This window comes from Bradyrhizobium sp. Kon58 (assembly GCF_055807455.1).
This window is the reverse complement of record NZ_JBVVOT010000007.1, coordinates 45383-66909: the sequence shown is the minus strand read 5'-3', so window position 1 is coordinate 66909 and position 21527 is coordinate 45383. Positions and strand designations below refer to the sequence as shown.

Here is a 21527-nt window from a genome sequence, read left to right as displayed (position 1 = left end):
CTCATGGCTGCCAGCACCATGGCCAGGGTTGACGCAGATCAACCGGGCCGTGCCGGCACGCTCTAGATTGCCACCCGGAGGAAACAGTGATGAATGGGCAATCCCCCCGGCATCACGCGGCCCGTGTCGAGGCCGCCATTACGTCAGGCCAGGCGGCACGCTCGTCGCTCGTGGCCTCGTGGCGCCGTTCGTCCCGATTGCATCGTCTCGATCCCGCCGGCCGTAGCTTGCCGAACCGGCTGAGCGAAGCCGAGCTGCACCGCGCGCGGGAGCGCGTCGCGCCGCTGCTCGCCGCTGCGCGAGGTGCGATGGACCGGCTCTACCAGGCGGTCGGCGCCAGCGGCTGCTGCGTGCTGCTTGCGGACGGCGAGGGCGTGCCGGTCGATCGCCGCGGCACCCCGGCGGACGATGCGACATTTCAGTCCTGGGGCCTCTGGACCGGCGCGCTCTGGAGCGAGGAGCATGAGGGCACCAACGGCATCGGCACCTGCCTCGTCGAGCAGCGGCCGCTGACGATCGACCGTGACCAGCATTTCTTCACCCGCAACACGCTTCTGAGCTGCACCGCCGTTCCGATCTACGACCATGAGGCTGCGTTCGCGGGCGTGCTCGACGTCTCCTCCTGCCGCGCCGACCGCACCGACGTGTTTTCCGGTCTGATCGCGCTCGCGGCCGGTGAGGCGGCCAAGCGTATCGAGGCCGATCTGTTTCGCAGGACCTTCGCCCATGCCCGCATCGTGCTGACGCAAGCTGCGGACGGCCAGTGCGGCGGCCTCGTTGCGGTCGATGCGGACGATCTCGTGATCGGCGCCACCCGGTCCGCCCGAGCGGGACTCGGGATTGCGCCCGGCCGGGCGTTGCAGCCGATGCCTGCAGCCGATCTCCTCGGCGGCGACACCGCGCGCGACCATCTTGCCGGCGGTCAGCGCGCAGTGTTGCAGCGGGCGCTCTTGCGCGCGGGCGGCAATGTCTCGGCGGCCGCCAAGGCCCTCGGCGTCAGCCGCGCCACGCTGCACAGGAAGCTCAAGCGGTTCGAGCTGAACGCGCATTGAGCTGCTGGTAGATCCTCATCGTGAGGAGACCGCGAAGCGGTCGTCTCGAATCACAATAGGTCCTGCTGTCACCGCCAGCCGTCCTTCGAGACGCGCGCAAGAGCGCGCTCCTCAGGATGAGGTCAGTATGGGCCGCGGCATCATTACGGGCGGCGGCACGACGTGCAGCCTCGTCACCTGTCGCAGAACTGCGACAGGTCGGCTCCGTCATCGCTCCTATCAGGGCTGACAGAAGACGCCTCCCGCGACATCGTCGGTGCAAGTCGCGACCACGCGACGAATTGCGCAAACAGCAAACATCGGGAGTGATCAATGAACAAGGTAGAATTCCTCAGCGTCACCAAAATTCCCTTCGCCGAACGCTACGACAATTTCATCGGCGGCAAATTCGTCGCGCCGATTTCCGGCAGATATTTCGACAATGCCTCGCCGGTGACCGGCCAGATCGTCTGCAAGATTGCGCGCTCCGACGCGCAGGACGTCGAGGCAGCGCTCGACGCAGCGCATGCCGCGAAGGCCGCCTGGGGCCGCACCAGCGTCGCCGAGCGCGCCGCGATGCTGAACCGGATCGCCGACCGCATGGAAGACAATCTCGAGCGTCTCGCCATCGCCGAGACCTGGGACAACGGCAAGCCGATCCGCGAGACCCGCGCAGCGGACATCCCGCTAGCCATCGACCACTTCCGCTATTTCGCCGGCGCCATCCGCGCCCAGGAAGGCTCGATCGGCGAGATCGATCACGACACCGTCGCCTACCATTTCCACGAACCGCTCGGCGTGGTGGGCCAGATCATCCCCTGGAACTTCCCGCTGCTGATGGCTTGCTGGAAGCTCGCGCCCGCGCTCGCCGCCGGCAATTGCGTCGTGCTCAAGCCGGCCGAGCAGACCCCGGCCTCGATCATGGTCTGGGCCGAGATCATCGGCGACATCCTGCCGCCCGGCGTCCTCAACATCGTCAACGGCTTTGGACTTGAAGCCGGCAAGCCGCTCGCGTCCAGCCCGCGCATCGCCAAGATCGCCTTCACCGGCGAGACCACGACGGGCCGGCTGATCATGCAATATGCCAGCCAGAACCTCATTCCCGTCACGCTCGAGCTCGGCGGCAAGTCGCCCAACATCTTCTTCAGCGACGTCACCGCCGAAGACGACGACTTCTTCGACAAGGCGATCGAGGGTTTCGTCATGTTCGCGCTGAACCAGGGCGAGGTCTGCACCTGTCCGAGCCGGGCGCTGGTCCATGCCGACATCTATGACCGCTTCATGGAGCGGGCGCTGAAGCGCGTCGCCGCGATCAAGCAGGGCGACCCGCGCGCGGCCGACACCATGATCGGCGCGCAGGCTTCCGGCGAGCAGCTCGCAAAAATCCTCTCTTACATCGACATCGGCAAGCAGGAGGGGGCAAAGGTGCTGGCCGGCGGCGGACGCGCCGAGCTCGGTGGCGATCTCGCTGGCGGCTTCTACGTCCAGCCGACCGTGTTCGAGGGCCACAACAAGATGCGCGTCTTCCAGGAGGAGATCTTCGGCCCCGTCGTTTCTGTCACGACCTTCAAGAACGACGAGGAGGCGCTCGAGATCGCCAACGACACGCCCTACGGCCTGGGGGCCGGCGTCTGGAGCCGCGACGCCAACCGCTGCTATCGCTTCGGCCGGGCAATCCAGGCCGGCCGGGTCTGGACCAACTGCTACCATGCCTATCCCGCGCATGCGGCCTTCGGCGGCTATAAGCAGTCGGGCGTCGGGCGCGAGACCCACAAGATGATGCTCGATCACTACCAGCAGACCAAGAACCTGCTGGTCAGCTACAGCCCCAAGAAGCTCGGCTTCTTCTGATCGGACGGAAGTGGGCGGCGCCGCTTCGGCGTCGCCCACTCTAAATGGCGGGACTTTATCGGCTCGACGCTTCTTGATGAGGTCACGAATCTGCGCGTGCGGCGACCGTGTCGATTTGTTGCCCGATCCGCGTCAAAGATTTTGCAATATTACGATCACGTTGCAGTGCGGCATAATGAAAGTCGTGCCATGCCGCCGCGGTGCTTTCCAAGGGCGTTTGACTTGGGTTAGAGAGGGCTGAAGTTTTCTCTGACCCGGAATTCCCATGGCCGCACCCAAGAAAGCCGCCGCAAGCACTGCACAGGACAAGACCGACGGCGGTTCGCCCCCGGAATTCACCAGAGAGCAGGAGCTCAAGGCGCTCCGCGACATGCTCCTGATCCGGCGGTTCGAGGAAAAGGCCGGCCAGCTCTACGGCATGGGCGCGATCGGCGGCTTCTGCCACCTTTATATCGGCCAGGAGGCTGTGGTGGTCGGGATGCAGATGGCCCTGAAGCCGGGCGACCAGGTCATCACCGGCTATCGCGATCACGGCCATATGCTCGCCACCGGCATGGAGGCCAACGGCGTCATGGCCGAGCTCACCGGCCGTCGCGGCGGCTATTCCAAGGGCAAGGGCGGCTCCATGCATATGTTCAGCAAGGAGAAGCACTTTTACGGCGGCCACGGCATCGTCGGCGCCCAGGTCTCGCTCGGCACCGGGCTCGCTTTCGCCAACCACTATCGCGACAACGACAATGTCAGCGTCACCTATTTCGGCGACGGCGCGGCCAACCAAGGCCAGGTCTATGAGAGCTTCAACATGGCGGAGCTCTGGAAGCTGCCGGTGATCTACGTCATCGAGAACAACCGCTACGCCATGGGCACTTCGGTCTCGCGCGCTTCGGCGCAGCAGGATTTCTCCAAGCGCGGCGCCTCCTTCAACATTCCCGGCCAGCAGGTCGACGGCATGGACGTCCGCGCCGTCAAGGCTGCCGGCGACGAGGCTGCGGCCTGGTGCCGCGCCGGCAAGGGCCCCTTCATCCTGGAGATGCAGACCTACCGTTATCGCGGACACTCGATGTCGGATCCCGCAAAGTACAGAACGCGCGAGGAGGTCGAAAAAGTCCGCCACGACCAGGATCCGATCGAGCAGGTACGCAACCGCCTGTTGGCTGCCAAGGTCAGCGAGCAGGATCTGAAGGCGATCGACGCCGAGGTGCGCGACATCGTCAACGCGTCCGCCGATTTCGCCCAGCATGATCCCGAGCCGGATGCCGCCGAGCTCTGGACCGATATTTACCGCTGAACGCGCGCAAGCTTTCTCTTGGAGTCGATATGCCAATTCAAGTGCTGATGCCCGCGTTGTCGCCCACGATGGAGAAGGGCAACCTCTCCAAATGGCTGAAAAAAGAGGGTGAGACGATCAAGTCCGGCGACGTCATCGCCGAGATCGAGACCGACAAGGCGACCATGGAGGTCGAGGCGACCGATGAAGGTACGCTCGGCAAGATCCTGATCCCCGAGGGCACCGCCGACGTTGCCGTGAACACGCCGATCGCGACGATTCTGGCCGATGGCGAGAGTGCCGCCGATCTCGCCAAGGCGCCGGCGCCTGCCCAGCAGCAGAAGGCCGCCGAGTCCGCAGCCCCTGCCGCTGCAAAAGCCGAAGCGCCAGCTCCCAAAGCTGCGCCGGCGCCGCAGGCCGTCGCAGAACCGGACCCGGAAGTACCCGCCGGCACCGAGATGGTGACGCAGACCATCCGCGAAGCCTTGCGCGATGCCATGGCCGAAGAGATGCGCCGCGACGCCGACGTCTTCGTGATGGGCGAAGAGGTCGCCGAATACCAAGGCGCCTACAAGGTGACGCAAGGGCTGCTTCAGGAATTCGGCGCCAAGCGCGTCATCGACACGCCGATCACCGAGCACGGCTTTGCCGGCATTGGGGTCGGCGCCGCGATGAGCGGGTTGAAGCCGATCGTCGAGTTCATGACCTTCAACTTCGCCATGCAGGCGATCGACCAGATCATCAACTCCGCGGCCAAGACGCTCTACATGTCCGGCGGCCAGATGGGCTGCTCGATCGTGTTCCGCGGGCCCAACGGCGCCGCTTCCCGCGTGGCCGCTCAGCACAGCCAGGATTATTCGTCCTGGTATTCGAACGTCCCGGGCCTCAAGGTCGTCGCGCCGTTCTCGGCCGCTGATTACAAGGGCCTGCTCAAGGCGGCGATCCGCGATCCCAATCCGGTGATCTTCCTCGAGAACGAGATGCTCTACGGTCACACCGGCGAGGTGCCGAAGCTCGATGACTTCGTGATTCCGATCGGCAAGGCGCGCATCGTGCGTTCCGGCAGCCATGTCACGATCATCTCGTGGTCGAACGGCATGAGCTACGCGCTGAAAGCCGCCGACGAACTCGCCAAGGACGGCATCGAGGCCGAAGTGATCGACCTGCGCACGCTGCGTCCGATGGACACCGAGACGATCATCAACTCGGTCAAGAAGACGGGACGTGCCGTCACGGTGGAAGAGGGCTGGGCCCAGAGCGGCGTCGGTGCCGAGATCGCCGCGCGGATCATGGAGCATGCCTTCGACTATCTGGATGCGCCGGTAACCCGCGTCTCCGGCAAGGACGTGCCGATGCCCTATGCCGCGAACCTGGAAAAGCTCGCGCTCCCCTCGGCGGCAGAGGTGGTCGAGGCCGCCAAAGCCGTCTGCTACAGGTAGACCATGGCGGGCCCGAAGGAGCAGCCATTGCCACCCGACGTCCTCGTCCGCGATGATGCGGTCGAGATCCTGCGCGTGTTCGTGCTGGACGGCGGGCTGTCGATGGCATTCCAGCGGGCCTTCGACGAGCCCGACATGTGGGGCCTGCTGCTCGTCGATCTCGCCCGTCACGCCGCGCGCGCCTATGCGCGCGAGAGCGAATACACCGAAGAGGACGCGCTGAACCGGATCATCGAGATGTTCCAGGCCGAGATCGAGCGTCCTACCGACACCGGCACCACGACGCCGCGCGGGAAGGGGCACTGACCGTGGCGATCGAGTCCCATCATTTCGATTTCATGCTGGAGGCGATCCGCGAGGCGGAAGCCTCAATCGCGCAAGGCGGCCTGCCGATCGGCGCCGTGCTGACCCGCGACAACAAGGTGATCGCCCGCGGCCACAACAATCGCGTGCAGGAGAACAACCCGATCCTGCACGGCGAGATGAGTTGCCTGCGCGAGGCGGGTGCGATTTCGTTCCACGATACCGTCATGTACACCACGCTGTCGCCATGCGCGATGTGTGCCGGTGCGCTCGCGCTGTTCAAGGTCAAGCTCGTGGTGATCGGAGAGTCCGTCACCTTCGAGGGCTCCAAGGACATTCTCGACAAGTTCGCCATCCCGTGGATCGACCTTGCCGACGATCGCTCCATCACCATGATGAAAAATTGGCGTTCTATTCCTGCCAATGAGCGCCTGTGGCAGGGCGACATCGGCAACTAACCTGGTCTGTCCGTCTTCGGTCCGGAGACGGATTTTTGCAAAGTTCTTCTTGAGGTCAGCATGCCCATCAACATCCTGATGCCCGCTCTTTCGCCGACGATGGAGAAGGGCAACCTCGCCAAGTGGCTGAAGAAGGAAGGCGACAAGGTCAAATCCGGCGATGTCATCGCCGAGATCGAGACCGACAAGGCCACCATGGAGGTCGAGGCCATCGATGAGGGCACGATCGCCAAGATCCTCGTGCCCGAGGGCACGCAGGACGTCCCGGTCAATGACGTGATCGCGGTGCTGGCCGGCGAGGGCGAGGACGTGAAGGCGGCAGGTGCCGCCAAGCCCAGTGCTTCGGCCGCACCTCCGAAAGCCGCTGAAGCTGCCGCCGCGGCTCCTGCGCCCAAGGCCGCGCCGGCGCCCGCCGCAGCACCTGCACCGCAGGCCGCAGCACCGGCCGTGCAGAGCAACGGACATGGCGGCCGCGTGTTCTCCTCGCCGCTGGCGCGCCGTCTCGCCAAGGAATCCGGCCTCGACGTGTCGATGGTGACTGGCACCGGCCCGCATGGCCGCGTGGTGGCCCGCGACGTCGAGCAGGCCAAGTCCGGCAAGGGCCTGAAGGCTCCCGCGGCGACGCCGTCAGGCGCGCCCTCGACCGCGCCGACCATGTCGGACAAGCAGATCCTGTCGCTGTTCGAGCCGGGCTCTTACGAGGTCGTCCCGCATGACGGCATGCGCCGCACGATTGCGCAGCGTCTGACCGCGTCGATCCAGAACGTCCCGCACTTCTACCTCACCATCGACTGCGACATCGGCAAGCTGCTTACCGCGCGCGAGGAGATCAATGCGGCTGCTCCCAAGGACAAGGAGAAGAAGCCGCTCTACAAGATCTCGGTCAACGACTTCGTCATCAAGGCGATGGCGGTGGCGCTGCAGAAGATCCCGAATTGCAATGTGAGCTGGACCGAATCCGGCATGGTCAAGCACCACCATTCCGACGTCGGCGTTGCGGTGGCGATGCCCGGCGGCCTGATCACGCCGATCATCCGCAAGGCCGAGACCAAGACGCTGTCGACCATCTCCAACGAGATGAAGGATTTTGCGGCGCGCGCCCGCTCGCGCAAGCTGAAGCCGGAAGAATACCAGGGCGGCACGACGGCCGTCTCCAACCTCGGCATGTTCGGCATCAGCCACTTTACCGCCGTGATCAATCCGCCGCACGCGACCATCCTCGCGGTCGGCACCAGCGATGAGCGGCCGGTCGTCCGCGGCGGCAAGATCGAGATCGCGAACATGATGAGCGTGACCCTGTCCTGCGATCACCGTGCCATCGACGGCGCGCTCGGCGCGGAGCTGATCGGCGCCTTCAAGCAGCTGATCGAAAACCCCGTCATGATGATGGTGTAGCCCGGGGAGGCGCGGGGTGAATGCGAACGCGTTGGCCCTGGATCTCCTTGTTGCTCTCGGCTGTGGTTGCACTCAATCCGGTCGGGCTCGATATTCTGCATTCCGCGTTCTTTGCCGGCGAGCAGCTGGCACGGAGCATCGGCCAGGCGGTCATTATGATCGCGCTGGCTACCATGGCCGGCGCGATCCTGCTCGAATGGCTGGTCAGGGTTTTGATTTCCAGGCGCCGCGCCCGCGGCACCTCTTGAGTTGAACGGGAGCTGCCATGGCCGATACATCCTTCGACATCATCATCATCGGCTCCGGTCCCGGCGGCTATGTCACCGCGATCCGGGCCGCCCAGCTCGGCTTCAAAGTCGCGATCGTCGAGAAATCCTATCTCGGCGGCATCTGCCTGAACTGGGGCTGCATCCCGACCAAGGCGCTGCTGCGCTCGGCCGAGATCTACCACTACATGCAGCACGCCAAGGATTACGGCCTGTCGGCGGACAACGTCTCGTTCGATCCGAAGGCGGTGGTGCAACGCTCGCGCGGCGTCTCGAAGCGGCTGAACGACGGCGTCGGCTTCCTGATGAAGAAGAACAAGGTCAGCGTGATCTGGGGCGCGGCCTCGATCGACGCGCCCGGCAAAGTCACCGTGAAGAAGTCCGACGTCCAGGGCCCAAAGGGCACGCTGGGCGAGGGGACGTATCAGGCCAAACACATCATCGTCGCGACCGGCGCGCGGCCGCGCGTGCTGCCGGGCCTCGAGCCGGACAAGAAGCTGATCTGGACTTATTTCGAAGCGATGGTGCCGGAGCGGATGCCGAAATCGCTGCTGGTCGTCGGCTCCGGCGCGATCGGTATCGAGTTCGCGTCTTTCTTCCACACCATGGGTTCTGACGTCACCGTGGTCGAAGTGCTGCCGCAGATCCTGCCGGTTGAGGACGCCGAGATCGCAGGCCTGGCCCGCAAGCGTTTTGAGAAGCAGGGCATCAAGATCCTGTCCTCGACCAAGGTGACCAAGCTCGAGAAGAAGGCCGATAGCGTCGTCGCCACCATCGACGACGGCAAGGGCAAGCCTGTGACGACCGAGTTCGAGCGTGTGATCTCGGCGGTCGGCGTCGTCGGCAACATCGAGAATCTCGGTCTCGAAAAGCTCGGCGTCAAAACCGATCGCGGCGTCATCGTGATCGACGGCTACGGCAAGACCAACATCCCCGGCATCTACGCCATCGGCGACGTCGCGGGGCCGCCGATGTTGGCTCACAAGGCCGAGCATGAAGGCGTGATCTGCGTCGAGGCGATCAAGGGCCTGCATCCGCACGCCATGGACAAGAACCTGATTCCGGGCTGCACCTATTGCCAGCCGCAAGTGGCCTCCGTCGGCCTGACCGAAGCCAAGGCCAAGGAGAACGGCCGCGAGATCCGCGTCGGCCGCTTCCCCTTCGTCGGCAACGGCAAGGCGATCGCGCTCGGCGAGGACCAGGGCCTGGTCAAGGTGATCTTCGACAAGAAGACCGGTCAGCTGCTCGGCGCCCACATGGTCGGCGCGGAGGTCACCGAGTTGATCCAGGGCTACGTCGTCGCCATGAACTTGGAGACGACGGAAGAGGAGCTGATGCACACGGTATTCCCACATCCGACGCTGTCGGAGATGATGAAGGAAGCCGTGCTGGATGCGTATGGACGGGTGCTGAATATTTGATCGCCGCCGTCATTGCGAGCGAAGCGAAGCAATCCAGAGTCTTTCCGCAGCGGCAGTCTGGATTGCTTCGCTACGCTCGCAATGACGAGCAGTAGGGCCTGCAAAAGAAGAAGGAAATCACCCCATGCACGACAACGACAACCTCACCATCGAGCGGCCGAGCTTCGTCACCCATCTCGAATGCGCGATGGAGGGCGACCATTATCCCGCCGACCAGGTCCACAACCTCTCCAAGGCCGGCAAGCCGCTGCTGGTGCGCTACGACCTTGCGGGTGTGAAGAAGGCGCTGACCAAGGATGCGCTTAGCCAGCGCCCGGCCGACATGTGGCGCTACCGCGAGCTTTTGCCGGTGCGCAAATGCAAGGACATCGTCTCGCTCGGCGAGGTCACGACGCCGCTGATCCGGCTGCCCAAGCTCGGCAAGAAGCTCGGCGGCGGCGAGATCATCGTCAAGGACGAGGGGCGCCTTCCGACCGGCTCGTTCAAGGCGCGCGGTCTCGTCATGGCGGTGTCGATGGGCAAGGCGCTCGGCATCAAGCACATGGCGATGCCCACCAACGGCAATGCCGGCGCGGCGCTCGCGGCCTATGCCACCTCCTGCGGCATCAAGACCACGATCTTCTGTCCGGCCGATACGCCCGAGGTGAACGTCAGCGAGATCGAGCTTCAGGGCGCGACCGTCTACCGCGTCAACGGCTATATCGACGATTGCGGCAAGATCGTCGGCGAGGGCAAGGCGAAAGTCGGCTGGTTCGACACCTCGACCTTGAAGGAGCCGTACCGGATCGAAGGCAAGAAGACGATGGGGCTCGAACTGGCCGAGCAGCTTGGCTGGGACGTGCCCGACGTGATCTTCTATCCGACCGGCGGCGGCACCGGCCTGATCGGCATGTGGAAGGCCTTCGACGAGCTGGAGAAGATCGGCTTCATTGGCTCGAAGCGCCCGCGCATGGTTGCGGTGCAGGCCTCCGGCTGCGCGCCCATGGTGCGTGCGTACGAAGCCGGCACCGAGCATGCCACGCGCTGGGAGGACGCTCACACCATCGCGTCCGGCATTCGCGTGCCGCAGGCGATCGGTGACTTTCTCATTTTGCGCGCGGTACGCGAGAGCAAGGGCTTTGCCATCGCGGTCGACGACGACAAGATCTCTGCCGCGCTGAACGAGGTCGCGCGCGAGGAGGGGCTGTTGCTCTGCCCCGAAGGTGCAGCCACCTACGCCGCCTACAAGGACAGCCTCGCCGACGGTCGCGTCTCGAAGGGTGACCGCGTGATGCTGTTCAATTGCGCCACCGGCCTGAAATACCCGCTGCCGCCGGTCAACCGGACGCTCGATCGCCACAAGCCGATCGACTATTCGCAGTTCTAGCGCGGCATTTCGTCCCTTCACGAGCGATCCCTCTTCCCGTACGCGGGAAGAGACAAAAACAACAATGACATCGTTGGGAGAAGACAATGAAGGCCGCCTGGGCTGCGCTGATTGCTATTCTCGCTGTTGCAGGCGCCGCGTGCGCCGACGACTATCCCTCACGTCCCATCACCATCATCGTTCCCTTCGCCGCGGGCGGTCCGTCGGATGCGATGGCGCGTGTGCTCGCCGAGCGGATGCGCACGGCGCTCGGCCAGCCGCTGGTGATCGAGAACGTCACTGGCGCGGGCGGCTCGATCGGCGTCGGCCGCGCCGTGCATTCGGCCCCCGACGGCTACACGATCTCGTTCGGCCATCTCGGCACCCACGTTGCCAACGGCGCCGTCTACAAGCTCAATTACGACCTGGTCGCGGACCTGGAGCCGGTGGTGCTGCTGCCGAGCAATCCGATGATCGTCGTCAGCAAGAACGCGGTGCCCGCGACCTCGCTGAAGGAGCTGCTGGACTGGTTGAAGTCGCGGCCGTCGCCGCCGACCGCCGGCACCGCAGGCGCGGGCTCGGGCAGCCACATCGCCGGGGTCTATTTCGAGAGCGTCAGCGGCATCAAGCTGCAATACGTGCCGTATCGCGGCACCGCGCCCGCCCTGAACGATCTGATCGCCGGCCAGATCGACGTCATCGTCGACCAGACCTCGAACTCCATCAATCAGGTCCGCGCCGGCACCATCCGCGCCTATGCCGTCACCGATGACAAGCGCCTCGCCTCGGCGCCCGACGTCCCGACGGCGGAGGAGGCGGGGCTGAAGGGTTTCAACATGACGCTGTGGTCCGGGATGTGGGTGCCCAAGGGTACGCCGAAGCAGATCGTTGCGAAGCTCAATGCCGCAGCCGTGGAAGCGCTGAACGATCCCGGCGTGAAGAAGCAGCTCGAAAACCAGGGGCTGGAGATGACGCCACAGGATCAGCTCACGCCCGAAGCCCTCGGCGCGCGCCAGAAGGCGGAGATCGCGAAGTGGTGGCCGATGATCAAGGCGGCGAACATCAAAGTGGATTGAGGCGTTCTGGTAGGGTGGATTAGCCCAGCGCTGCGCGAAGCGCAGTCGCTCGGCGTAATCCACCTCTTCTTGTGCGGCGAAAGAACTGGTGGATTACGCCTCGCTAATCCACCCTACGAAGCCGCGGCTACTCCGTCCCCGTAAACCCCACCGGCGTCGCCACGGCCGCCGCATCCTTCGTCACCACGCGCTGATCGCTCTTGCCGGCGATCATGCCGCTGCCTTCGAACCGGGCGCGGTAGACCAGCACGTTCTCGATCACGCGCTGGACGTAGTTGCGCGTCTCCGACAGCGGGATGCGCTCGACCCAGTCGACCGGATCGACCTTGGGATCCCTGGGGTCGCCGCGCGCCTGCACCCATTCGCGCACGCGGCCCCGGCCCGCATTGTAGCCGGCGAAGGTCATGATCTGATTGCCGCGGTATTCCGACATCAGCGCGCTGAGCTCGGCCGCGCCCATCTGCGTGTTGTAGACGGGATCGGAGACCATCTTGTCCCAGTCGTAGGTCAGGCCGAAGCGCTTTGCGGTGTCGCGGCCCGCTTCCGGCGTCACCTGCATCAGCCCGACTGCGTTGGCGGCCGATTTGTCGCGCTGGTCGAACGAGCTTTCGGTGCGGGCCACCGAATAGATCACGCTGGGTTCAATCGCGGGCGCGACCTGCTTATGTTCAGGGATGCCGATGGTCGGGAAGGCGTAATGGTCGAGCGCGAGCCCGCGCGCCAGCGCCGACTTGCCGACCTCCAGCATCACGCGCGCATCGTTGCGCCGGCCGGCGAGCTCGCCGAGCGCTTCGAGTGCCGCCACGTTGGTACTCTCCTTGGCGAAATCCTCGGCGTAGTAAAACACCATGTCGCGCTCGCCGACGCCGTAGAGCATGTCGGCGGCGCGCACGCGCTCGTCCGCGGGCGGCGTGTCAACTGCTGCGAGCACGGGCGAGGGCGCGCGCAGCTCGATGCGGTCGAGGCCGAGCCTGGCGCGGGCGAGCTGGCCGTAATAGGCGGTCGGATAGCGCGCCGCCGCCTGATAGCTCAGGCGCGCATCGGCCGTTGCGTTCATGGCTTCGGCCGCGCGGCCGCGCCAATAATGCGCGCGCGACAGCGCGATCGGGTTGGCCGAGCCTTCGTCGATCGCGGCGAAGTGCGTCATCGCCGCCTTGGGATCGTCGAGATAGCGCAGCGCGATCCAGCCGCACATGAAGTGATAGTCGACGCGATAGACCTCCATCGCGGGCACGGCCGCCGAGCGCACGACGTCGTAGGCGGTTTTGAACTTGCCCTGGTCGAGCAGTTTTCGCGCGAGCAGGCGGCGCTCGCGCCACCAGGCGTCGGTGTCTTGCGCCGCCATCGTATCGGGCGCGGCGGCCAGGATCACCTCGGCCGCGTCGTCGATGCGGTCATTCTGGAGATGCCATTGCGCGCGGCACAGCACATAGCCGAGGTCGCGCCGCGCCTCGGCCGAGACGTCATCGAGGTAATCCTTGGCCTTGCTGGCCTTGCCGGTGACGGCGGCGCAGGCCTTGACGATCGCGAGCGCATCCTCGCCGAGCCGCTTGGCTGCGCGCCGCGCACCTGCGTAGTCCTTGGCGCCGAGGCGCTTGTCCATGCGGGCACGATGATCCTCAGTGGTCAGGAGATCGCGGAACGCTTCGTAGGAATCTTCCTCGCTGCGTTCGGACAATTCGTCGGTGCGCCAGGCCTCGCGCACCAGACGCGCGGCCCTGTCGCCTTCCCCCTCGGTCATCAGCACGCGGGCGAGTGCGAACTTGCCCTTGGCGCTGGTCGGCCGGTCCATCGTGAATTTGTGCACGGTCGCCGCGTCGGCCTTCTCCTGCCACAGCCGCGCCTCGGCACGGCGGCGGAGCAGCGCGCTGCTCGGCCAGTCCGGATTGGCGGCGAGGAAGGCGGCGTAGCGCTTGAAATTCGCCGTGCTTTCGGAATGCCGCAGCATGAACCAGTCGGCGAGTTTCTGCCCCGCCGGGTCGGCAATGCGGTCGCGCGCCGCGCTCGCGTCCTCGGTCTTGCCCTTCCGCGCGAGATCGATGGCATCCTTCAACGCGGCGAGATCGCCGGTCAGCGGCGGGGCTGCCGGCTTGTCTGAAGGGGTGTCGTCCTGCTTCTTCGACTTGCGCTTGGCCTCGGCATGCTTGCCGTGCCGCGCCTTGCCGGCGGAGGCATGGCGCTGCTTGCCGGCTTTCGCCTCATGCGTCTTCTTCGGCGCGGACGATTTGTGATTGCTCTTCGCTGCCAGCTCGGTAGGGATGAAGGCCAAAGCGGCCACGGCAACGACACATGCGAGCGAGCGTAGGCACTGGTTCATTCCGTGGTCCCCCTGCGAAACCAGTACAAACCAAAGTCCGCGACGAGATGCGGCTCGAGAATCAAAACGACGTCAAAAATGGTGACGCGACGTCGTTTCGCATCCTCAAGCTGTTCCAACAATGCGGCGAAATACGGATGGGGCGGGGGAACCTGTGCAACGGCGGATAGAGGAGGCTCTTAACCTCTGTTAACCATTCGCGCTCGCGCGGTGGTTGCGGGCGGCTCCTTGGCGCGACAGCGGCCTGATTGTGCGTGTTCCCTGGTGCAAATACGGTGTATTGGGTTCCATAGCCGTTCCTGCAGCCCATTTGCCTCACACCCATGCCGCTTTTCAACCAGTCGATCCGGCGCAAAATCGTCGGCATCGCCCTCGGATTGATCGTCCTGATGCTGGTCACCTCGATCCTGTCGATGGTGATGTCGAGCCAGGTCGGCGTCCTGCTTGACGAACTGACCAACCGCTACATTCCGGCCTATAGCCATCTCGCGCGCGCCAATATCCGCTCGCTGGAGCGGGCGCTGGCGCTGCGGCGAATGGTCATGACGAGGATGGGATCGGCGTCGGACGAGGAGGCCTACGCGGCGCGGCTTCGCGACTTCGAGGCATTGGACCGCAAGTTCGAGGAGGAGGCCGAGACCGCGCGCAAGCTCATCAACGCCATCATCGACGACCCCAGGACCTCTTCCGACAACGCCGCACTGGCACGGCTCGACGTTCGTATCGAGAGCGCTGTCACCGAGCTGCGGCGCAATCTGGACGAGGGCAATACGAAACTGCTCAAGCAGATCGAGGCCAAGGACATGGCCGAGGCCCGCGGCACGCTGGAACAGCTCGACTTGCTGCGCGATGCGTTCAACCGGAAGGTCGACGCGATCCGCGGCGACATGCTGACGCAGGTCTTCTTCTCGACGTCGCAGGTGATAAGTCGGCAATACCAGGCGATTATCGTGTCGGGAGTCGTGACCTTGCTGGCAGCGGTCCTCGGATTTGCCTTTGCGCTTCTGGTGTCCAGCGGCATTACGCGCCCGGTGCGGCTGCTGCTCGCCGGCACGCGCGAGGTCGAGGCCGGCCGCTTCGACAAGACCATCACCGTCTCCACCCAGGACGAGATCGGCGAGCTGGCCGCAGCCTTCAACCGCATGACCGAGCAGCTCAGGCACAATGAGCGCGTCCGCGAGACGTTCGGTCGCTACATCGATCCCAAGGTGGTGCAAGGCCTGATCGACCGGCCCGAGGTCGCCATCGACGGCCAGCGCCGGGTGATGACCATCATGTTCTGCGACATGAGCGGCTTCACCGCGATGAGCGAGGGCATGACCCCGCGCGGCCTGGTCAGGGTGATGAACCATTATTTCACGATGATGTCCGGTCCGATCAGGAGCAACCGCGGCATCATCGACAAATATATCGGCGACGCCATCATGGCCTATTGGGGCCCGCCCTTCATCGAGGAGGACGAGCCGGCGCTGCTCGCAGGCCTTGCCGCCATCGACATGGCCGATCAGGTGCCCGCGCTGCAGAAGCAATTGCCGGATCTCCTCGGCATCCGCGCCATGCCGGAGCTTTGCGATCTGCGCATCGGCATCGCCACCGGCGAGGTCCTGACCGGGAGCATCGGCTCCGAGCTGATGATGAGCTTCACCGTGATGGGCGATGCGGTGAATCTCGCCTCGCGGCTGGAGGCCGTCAACAAGACCTATGGCACCCGTATCCTGATCTCGCAGGCGACAGCGGACGCGATCGGCTCGCAGCTCGAATTGCGCGAAGTCGATCGTCTTGCGGTCGCCGGCCAGAGCGCGGCGCAAACGATCTTCGAGGTGATGGGCCGGTCAGGCGCGCTCACGGCCGCGCATGAGAGCCTGCGTTCGCACTACGCCGGAGGCCTCGCCGCCTATCGCGCCGGCCGCTTCGACGAGGCCCGTGTCGCCTTCAACGTGGCACTCGAAGCCGTCCCCGGCGACGGTCCCTCGCGCGCAATGCTCGCCCGCATTGCGCAATTCGAGGCCAATCCGCCGGGCGAGGGCTGGGACGGCGCATGGCGGTTGGAGCAGAAATAGCCGGCCGCGCGGAAAAATTGATTCTACTCGATAACGATGTTCGCCGTGACCTATTTCGCGGGCTTAGGTTTGGTGTCCTTGAGGCGTTTGACGGGGACACGCCGATGACAGAACTTGAGAACAGGCTCGAACGCTTCGAGACGCTCACCGCCGAATGCGAGTTGATCGCCAGGCTCGCCACGGACAGCACCAAGCGCGAGTTTTATCTGAAGCTTTCGGAGCAGTACCGCCAATTGGCTGTGGACATGCGGCAGGCCATCGCAAGCAAAGCTGCGGCCTGACGCCGACAATCCGTTCTTAACACTTGGCGCGCATCCTCAGTGCAGATGCGGGGACGCCTGCGGCGATTTTCCGCTGTGGAAGTGCCGGGCTCGTTGCGGTGCAGCGCGCCTCGCGAGATTGTTTTGTCGTGCCTCACAGGGCGATCCCATGCGCCTCCTTGCGGTCATCATGTTTGGACTCATGACGGCAGCCTGCAATCAGGAGCAGGACATCACCGGCTCGACCCCGGTCTGCGCGATGCGGAACTACACCTCCTTCAATCCCCGCGACATGGCCCAGTGCGTTGCCGCCTGCAAGGCGTGCGACCACGGCAACACGGTCACCTGCAGCACGTCATGCACGCTCAAGGGCGCCCACTGAGCCGCTCAATCTCCTGGTTTGGGGTCGCTACGGTGTCTTGATCCGCCTCGGCGGTGTCTTGGCACCGGAACGATTCACATGGATTAATCATTGAAGGGATGGCAGGACGCGGAGTCCTTGAAATGGGTATGCTCGATCCCGGTCGGTTCCTGGTGTCATGCTCGCATTGCGCGGCCTGGCCGATGGCGGCCAATGTGAAACGTTCGAGCTGGTCGGCTTCGCCAAACGAGGTCCGCTTCGTGTGCCCGCGCTGCCGCCGCGAGGAGACTGCGATCATCTCCGCCTCCGGCGAGTTGACGCCGATCCGGCGCGTCGACGTCCCGCCGCGCGACGTCACCGCGGCTTGGGCTCAAGCCCAGCGCGCAAGAGGACGAGCGTAGCCCGCCCGTTTGAGGAACAAGAGGGTGAGGCGCTGAGGTCAAGTCGCTGAGGTCCAGTCATGGCGATGACCGACCCAGCCCCGCAAGGTGACCGCCGTCCGGACCGTCACGACATACCCGAACGGCGGGGCGGCCTGATGTGACTTTCACGAAGCCGTCGCGGTTGCCCGTCGGGCAAAACACCTGACCATTTCTCGAGACCCCTGTGTCAATGCATACCTACCGAAATTCGGTTTTGACGTATGTGTCGGTCATCCCGGCTCATCCTTGAGGGGCGATCTCGTTGTCGTCTTGATTGCGAGCCGGGCTTGCGGTGGACGCGGCAGCGGCACGAGAGGTGCGGGCAGGGCGGGTAGTCCCTGTGAGCCCGCAACCGCGTGCGGACGAGCGGCGCTGCTAGGCTTCGTCTCGTCTGTAAGTTTTCGGCTTCGTCGACACGGCCGGGAAAACTGCGGCGAAATGGCGGGCCGTGCGTACGGCAAAACCGTGTGGTCCTGGCCGTCGTTGCTACGGTCAAGCTGTCGCGGAGGTGTGTGCGAGCCCAACCGGGCAGACAGCATCATCCAAATTCGCGAGGCGAGGGAGGCCAGAAGGAAAGTTCGGCTCCCGGGAGAGCACGGCATAAGCCGTCCGACCATCGCGCAGGGAAGGCCGAGTGATTGGCTACACCTGTATGCTGCTGTGCGGTTCTTTGCGCTACATCCTCGCGCAGCGGACCGCGGGTGCCAGCCGGCACCCGGCCTTCCCTGCGCCCTCTTGGCTTAGAGGGTGAAGTGACCAGGCAAAGCTCGGGCGAAACGCGCTGCGAGAACGAGAGCTCATGTCCGCTGTTGGAAAGATCAGTCGCATCATTCCCGGAATATGTCGAACGGCGCTCGCGCTACGCGGCCATCTCACGCGGCCCTGCGGCGGGCCTTCGCCTTTGTCTTTGCTTCTAGCTTTGCCTTCAGCTTTGCTTTGGGCTTCTCCGGCGCCGCCGATGCCGGGGTGCGTCGAGCACCAGGGCCGGGGTGGGTATGAACCTCCTTGGCCAAAAGCGGCTCGCCGCATTCGGAGCAAATCATGACCGGATCGAAGTCCTTGCCGCATTTGCGGTGTTGATGCAGCAAAGGGCGCCCGCGTACGTCGACCATATGAGTGTCGCCCCAGTGCACGATCGCCATCATGATCGGATAGAGATCGAGCCCCTTCTGGGTGAGGATGTATTCGTGCCGCTTCGGCGAGTCCTGATAGGGGATACGACGCAACACGCCCTGCCGGACCAGCTTCTTCAGCCGTTCGGCGAGGAGGTGGCGTGTGATTCCGAGCGAAGACTGAAATCCCTCGAAACGGCGTGTGCGCAGGAAGCATTCACGCAGGATCAGGAGGGTCCAGCGGTCGCCGATCACGCCGATGGTTCGGGCCATCGAACACGGCTCGTCCTCCAGCTCACCCCATTTCATTCCATATCTCCACTCCGCCCGCGGCTTCCGTGCGGATATCGTCCAGGAAGTCTTTGGTTCAGATACCATTCTAAATCGGTACTGACTGCGAGGCAATGTCTTGCGAAGGCCTAGTTCAGCAGAAAATATGCCAGAATTGACAGTTCGTTTTTAGAACTATAAGATAATCTGCGGTCTGAATTATGATCCGACGACCGGATCCAGACCTGACCGGGAGAAGTCCCATGCAAAAGAGAAACGCGACCGTGGCCGTGATCGGCGCCGGTGATTTTATCGGCAGCGAGATTGCAAAGAAGTTCGCCTCCGAGGGCTTTACGGTGTTCGCGGGACGCCGCGACGGCGCCAAGCTCGAACCGCTCGTCAAGGAGATCGAGCAGGCCGGCGGCGAAATTCATGCGCGCGCGCTCGATGCGCGCAAGGAAGACCAGATCATCTCGTTTCTCGGCGATGCCGACAAGCATGCCCCGCTTGAGGTTTGCATCTTCAACGTCGGCGCCAACGTCAACTTTCCGATTCTCGACACGACCGAACGGGTGTTCCGCAAGGTCTGGGAAATGGCGTGCTATTCCGGCTTCCTCGCCGGCCGCGAGGCCGCGCGCCTGATGCTGCCCCGCGGCCAGGGCAACATCTTCTTCACCGGTGCGACGGCGAGCCTGCGCGGCGGAAGCGGCTATGCGGCCTTCGCCAGCGCCAAGTTCGGCCTGCGGGCGGTCGCGCAAGCCGCGGCGCGCGAATTGGGCCCGAAGAACATTCACGTGGCGCATCTGATCATCGATTCCGGCGTCGACACGGAATGGGTCCGGCAACGGCGGATCGAGGCGCTCGGTCCGAACGCGCTGGATGATCCCGACCTCCTGATGCCGCCGTCGTCGGTCGCCGAATCCTACTGGATGCTCTATCAGCAACCCAAAAGTGCCTGGACCTTCGAGCTGGAGATTCGTCCCTTCGGCGAGAAATGGTAGCGAAGCCGGTTCACGATGGCCCGTGCAAAGGTTCAGGATGAATTGCCGAAGCGGTGTTCCGGAAGTCCCTGTGCGATGCCATCGATGGCCAGAACATGACCCGCTTGGGGTTCGCGGCCCAATTGCTCACGATCCAGAAACTTTCTCGCCGTCGTCACGAACAGCGTCTTCAGGTCGGCTCCGCCGAAGCAGACGCAAGTCGGATTGGTCGCCGGCACCGGAATGACGGTGTCGATCCGGCCATCCGGCCGATAGCGCACCACCCGGCCGCCGGAGAAGAATGCGGTCCACAGTCCGCCCGCGACGTCGATGCACGCACCGTCGGGCCTCTCGCCGGAGGCGCTGTAATCCGCGAACAGCCGTCTGTTGCAGATCACGCCGTCATCGACATCGAAGTCGAACTGCCAGGTGCGGTATCGCCTCGTATCGGTGAAATAGAGCGTACGATTGTCGGGCGAGAACGCGATGCCGTTCGTCACGATGACGTCGCCGAACATGCGCGCCGTCCGGCCGTCCGAATCCACGCGATACAGCGCCCCGTTCGGCCGATGCAGCTGGTTGTCCATGGTGCCGATCCATAGCCGGCCCCGCGCGTCGACACGCCCGTCGTTCAGGCGGTTGTCGGGGCCGCTTTCGACCTCGCAGAGCTGAGCTGGAGGACCGTCATCGGACGCGCGGCGATAAAGTCCCAGATCCTGCGCGAGCAGGTGGGAGCCGTCCGCCGTCAGAGCCTGGCTGCCGAGGAAGTTGCATGCGTACGGAACAACCTGATGAGCGCCTGTCGCCAGATCGAACGATTGATGTAGCCGCCGGTCGACGTCGACCCACCACAGTCTGCGGGAGCGGTCGCACCACAACGGCGTCTCGCCGAGGATGTCGCCCGCGGCGACCGCGGTCTCGACCCGATGCGCGGGAATCATGTCAGGAGTCATCCCGAAATCCGATTGCAACGACGAGCGCTGTCTCCGAATGACGTCAGGCCGCGGACGATCAATCCTCGTTCCAGGAGGCGAGGGCGTGCGCGACGCATCCGTTGATGTGCTCGGTGAGCACGGCTTTGGCGCTCTTGATGTCGCGCTTGAGCGCGTAGTCCAGCAGCGCCTTGTGCTGGTTGATTGTCTCCGCGCCGCGGTAGCGCAGCGCATAGCGGAAATATTTGTCGAACACGACCGCGTGGGTCTGCATCAGCTCGCGCGAACCGCAGCTCGAGATCAGCGCCTGGTGGAATTCGCCGTCGTAGCGTTTGCGCAGCTCGGGATCGTCACCCTCCTTGAGCACGGTGCGTTCCGTCGCCGCCAGCTTGTGATGCGCCGACACCACGCGGCCCTCCCACTCGACGTCGCCGGCACGAAACGACTCTGCCATCGCATGATGCTCCAGCAGGATGCGCAGACCGGCGAGCTCACGCAAGTTCTGGATGGAGATCGGCGCCACCTCGAAGCCGCGCTGGCCCTCGGCAACCACGAATCCCTCGGACGTCAGACGATTGAGGATCTCACGCAGCGTACTGACGCTGAGGCCGTAATCTTCCTTCATGGCATCGAGCTTGAGGCGTCCGGATGGCGTGAGCACTCCGAAAATGATGTCGGCCCGGATGCGCTGATAGCCGCTGTCGCCCGCCGACAAGGGCCGTTCCTCGAGTGACGTCATGCCTTCTGATCCCGCCTGTCCCGATTGGTCGCCGCTCCGGAGGCGGCCGAACCATCAACGTTGCCAGCACTATAGCAGACTTCGAATGTCTGACGCATGGTAAATCATCCTATGAAATTGATATCGTCATTTGACATGGAAATACATGTGTGATGTCTAAATAGACCGAGGGTACGAAAAATGATGGCTTAAGCCGCCGTTCGCGCCCGTTCGAACAGGGAG

20 protein-coding genes are annotated in these 21527 nt (G+C 64.3%); 16 read left to right on the top strand and 4 right to left on the bottom strand.

Features of this window, described 5'->3' with window-relative positions; genetic code table 11:
- The first annotated feature begins 89 nt into the window (after positions 1 to 89).
- The 11 genes from AC0L20_RS14745 (at position 90) to AC0L20_RS14695 (ending at position 11852) form a co-directional block, all read left to right on the top strand.
- On the top strand, positions 90 to 1052 hold the full coding sequence (locus AC0L20_RS14745; RefSeq protein WP_473289159.1) for a helix-turn-helix domain-containing protein: 963 nt from the start codon (positions 90 to 92) through the stop codon (positions 1050 to 1052).
- Positions 1053 to 1364: 312 nt separating this feature from the next.
- A complete protein-coding gene (adh, locus tag AC0L20_RS14740; protein ID WP_473289157.1) occupies positions 1365 to 2882 on the top strand; it encodes an aldehyde dehydrogenase in 1518 nt (505 codons plus the stop codon).
- A 265-nt stretch (positions 2883 to 3147) separates the two neighbouring features.
- The gene (gene pdhA, locus AC0L20_RS14735; RefSeq protein WP_007590620.1) at positions 3148 to 4170 is read left to right on the top strand and encodes a pyruvate dehydrogenase (acetyl-transferring) E1 component subunit alpha; all 1023 of its coding nucleotides are present in this window, start codon (positions 3148 to 3150) and stop codon (positions 4168 to 4170) included.
- A 29-nt stretch (positions 4171 to 4199) separates the two neighbouring features.
- A complete protein-coding gene (locus tag AC0L20_RS14730; protein ID WP_247289664.1) occupies positions 4200 to 5588 on the top strand; it encodes a pyruvate dehydrogenase complex E1 component subunit beta in 1389 nt (462 codons plus the stop codon).
- 3 nt (positions 5589 to 5591) lie between these two features.
- The gene (locus AC0L20_RS14725; protein WP_007590623.1) at positions 5592 to 5894 is read left to right on the top strand and encodes a DUF5076 domain-containing protein; all 303 of its coding nucleotides are present in this window, start codon (positions 5592 to 5594) and stop codon (positions 5892 to 5894) included.
- A 2-nt stretch (positions 5895 to 5896) separates the two neighbouring features.
- The gene (locus AC0L20_RS14720; RefSeq protein WP_473289154.1) at positions 5897 to 6349 is read left to right on the top strand and encodes a nucleoside deaminase; all 453 of its coding nucleotides are present in this window, start codon (positions 5897 to 5899) and stop codon (positions 6347 to 6349) included.
- A 60-nt stretch (positions 6350 to 6409) separates the two neighbouring features.
- Positions 6410 to 7744, top strand: a complete 1335-nt coding sequence (locus tag AC0L20_RS14715; RefSeq protein WP_473289152.1) for a pyruvate dehydrogenase complex dihydrolipoamide acetyltransferase — start codon at positions 6410 to 6412, stop codon at positions 7742 to 7744.
- 20 nt (positions 7745 to 7764) lie between these two features.
- The gene (locus tag AC0L20_RS14710; RefSeq protein WP_473289150.1) at positions 7765 to 7992 is read left to right on the top strand and encodes a hypothetical protein; all 228 of its coding nucleotides are present in this window, start codon (positions 7765 to 7767) and stop codon (positions 7990 to 7992) included.
- A 17-nt stretch (positions 7993 to 8009) separates the two neighbouring features.
- Positions 8010 to 9431, top strand: a complete 1422-nt coding sequence (lpdA, locus tag AC0L20_RS14705; RefSeq protein ID WP_473289148.1) for a dihydrolipoyl dehydrogenase — start codon at positions 8010 to 8012, stop codon at positions 9429 to 9431.
- A gap of 124 nt (positions 9432 to 9555) precedes the next feature.
- Positions 9556 to 10797, top strand: a complete 1242-nt coding sequence (locus tag AC0L20_RS14700) for a threonine synthase (RefSeq protein ID WP_473289146.1) — start codon at positions 9556 to 9558, stop codon at positions 10795 to 10797.
- 86 nt (positions 10798 to 10883) lie between these two features.
- Entirely contained in the window at positions 10884 to 11852 is a 969-nt protein-coding gene (locus AC0L20_RS14695; RefSeq protein WP_473289144.1) for a tripartite tricarboxylate transporter substrate binding protein BugD, read from the top strand.
- A gap of 127 nt (positions 11853 to 11979) precedes the next feature.
- On the opposite strand, the gene AC0L20_RS14690 is transcribed toward AC0L20_RS14695, so the two are convergent.
- Positions 11980 to 14169 carry a lytic transglycosylase domain-containing protein gene (locus AC0L20_RS14690; RefSeq protein ID WP_473289142.1) on the bottom strand — a complete coding sequence of 730 codons (2190 nt, stop codon included), beginning with the start codon at positions 14167 to 14169 and terminating at the stop codon, positions 11980 to 11982.
- A gap of 323 nt (positions 14170 to 14492) precedes the next feature.
- Here AC0L20_RS14690 and AC0L20_RS14685 point away from each other — a divergent pair, with 323 nt between their 5' ends.
- From AC0L20_RS14685 to AC0L20_RS14670, 4 genes are all read left to right on the top strand, one after another.
- Positions 14493 to 16229 carry an adenylate/guanylate cyclase domain-containing protein gene (locus tag AC0L20_RS14685; protein ID WP_473289140.1) on the top strand — a complete coding sequence of 579 codons (1737 nt, stop codon included), beginning with the start codon at positions 14493 to 14495 and terminating at the stop codon, positions 16227 to 16229.
- Positions 16208 to 16510, top strand: coding sequence for a hypothetical protein (locus tag AC0L20_RS14680; protein ID WP_456769882.1), 303 nt, complete (start codon positions 16208 to 16210; stop codon positions 16508 to 16510). The genes AC0L20_RS14685 and AC0L20_RS14680 overlap by 22 nt, the downstream gene beginning before the upstream one ends.
- A gap of 148 nt (positions 16511 to 16658) precedes the next feature.
- Positions 16659 to 16871 (top strand): hypothetical protein, encoded by a 213-nt coding sequence (locus AC0L20_RS14675; RefSeq protein WP_027567097.1) that lies wholly within the window; start codon positions 16659 to 16661, stop codon positions 16869 to 16871.
- Positions 16872 to 16993: 122 nt separating this feature from the next.
- Positions 16994 to 17251: a hypothetical protein gene (locus AC0L20_RS14670; protein ID WP_007590640.1), complete on the top strand. Its 258-nt coding sequence runs from the start codon at positions 16994 to 16996 to the stop codon at positions 17249 to 17251.
- Positions 17252 to 18144: 893 nt separating this feature from the next.
- On the opposite strand, the gene AC0L20_RS14665 is transcribed toward AC0L20_RS14670, so the two are convergent.
- Complete coding sequence (locus tag AC0L20_RS14665; RefSeq protein WP_473289137.1) at positions 18145 to 18693, bottom strand: winged helix-turn-helix transcriptional regulator; 549 nt, start codon at positions 18691 to 18693, stop codon at positions 18145 to 18147.
- Between the two features lie 224 nt (positions 18694 to 18917).
- Between AC0L20_RS14665 and AC0L20_RS14660 the strand changes: the two genes are divergently transcribed.
- Entirely contained in the window at positions 18918 to 19655 is a 738-nt protein-coding gene (locus AC0L20_RS14660) for an SDR family oxidoreductase (protein ID WP_473289135.1), read from the top strand.
- Between the two features lie 32 nt (positions 19656 to 19687).
- On the opposite strand, the gene AC0L20_RS14655 is transcribed toward AC0L20_RS14660, so the two are convergent.
- Positions 19688 to 20587 (bottom strand): SMP-30/gluconolactonase/LRE family protein, encoded by a 900-nt coding sequence (locus AC0L20_RS14655; RefSeq protein WP_473289133.1) that lies wholly within the window; start codon positions 20585 to 20587, stop codon positions 19688 to 19690.
- A gap of 58 nt (positions 20588 to 20645) precedes the next feature.
- Entirely contained in the window at positions 20646 to 21305 is a 660-nt protein-coding gene (locus tag AC0L20_RS14650; RefSeq protein ID WP_027570441.1) for a GntR family transcriptional regulator, read from the bottom strand.
- Positions 21306 to 21527: the final 222 nt, after the last annotated feature.